Genomic DNA, 1,110 nt, shown 5'->3' on the forward strand with positions numbered 1-1,110 from the left:
CCCACCCAGATCAGCGGTGAGGTCACCTGGTGGGACACGACCCGCCCGGACAGCGAGGGGCCGACGTTCCAGAAGCTGATCAAGGAGTTCGAGGCCGCGTACCCGAAGATCAAGGTCAAGTACGTCAACGTCCCGTCGGACCAGGCGCAGAACCAGTTCCAGACGGCGGCGCAGGCCGGGACCGGCGCTCCGGACGTGATCCGCTCGGAGGTGGCGTGGACGTCGCAGTTCGCCTCGCTGGGCTATCTGCAGCCGTTGGACGGCACGCGTGCGGTGGACAACGAGAGTGACTACCTGGCCGGGCCGCTGAGCAGCACCAAGTACGACGGCAAGACGTACGCGGTGCCGCAGGTGACCGACACGCTGGCGCTGCTGTTCAACAAGAAGCTGCTCAAGCAGGCCGGTTACGAGGAGGCGCCCAAGACGGTCGAGGAGCTGAAGAAGGTCGCTCTCGACGTCAAGGCGAAGACGGGTGTCAACGGTCTGGCGTTGAACGTCGACTCCTACTTCCTGCTGCCGTTCATCTACGGGGAGGGCGGCGACCTGCTCGACGTGCAGAGCAAGAAGATCGTCGTCAACTCGCCGGGGAACGCGAAGGCGATGGCGGAGGTGGCGGACCTGGTCGCCTCGGGGGCGGCGGCCAAGCCCGCGCTTCAGGACAGTTATGCCAACGCGATGACCGCGTTGAAGGACGGCAAGGCCGCGATGATCTACAACGGCCCGTGGGCGCTGTCGGAGGTCTACCAGGGCAAGGAGTTCAAGGACAAGACGAACCTCGGCATCGCGCCGGTCCCGGCGGGTTCGGTCAAGGCCGGAGCGCCGACCGGCGGCTGGAACCTGGCCGTCTACGCCGGTTCCAAGAACATCGAGGCGTCGTATGAGTTCCTGCGCTTCATGAGCTCGGCCTCTTCCCTCGCCACCGTTTCCGGTGACCTCGGCCTGCTGCCGACCCGGTCGTCGAGCTTCGACGACGCCAAGGTCAAGGGCAACCCCGACGTGGCCATCTTCAAGCCGATCCTCGACACGGCGGTCGGCCGGCCGTGGATCCCCGAGGGCGGCCAGCTCTTCCAGCCGCTGCTTGAGGGCTACCAGGCGCTGCTCTCCGGCACC

1 protein-coding gene is annotated in these 1,110 nt (G+C 66.5%); it reads left to right on the forward strand.

The window, feature by feature from the left end:
* A partial coding sequence (locus tag IMZ11_RS42385; protein WP_228649202.1) for an extracellular solute-binding protein occupies positions 1–1,110 on the forward strand: 1,110 nt, incomplete at both ends.

The organism is Microtetraspora sp. AC03309, assembly GCF_020826795.1.
GTDB classification, from domain to species: Bacteria; Actinomycetota; Actinomycetes; order Streptosporangiales; family Streptosporangiaceae; genus Microtetraspora; species Microtetraspora glauca.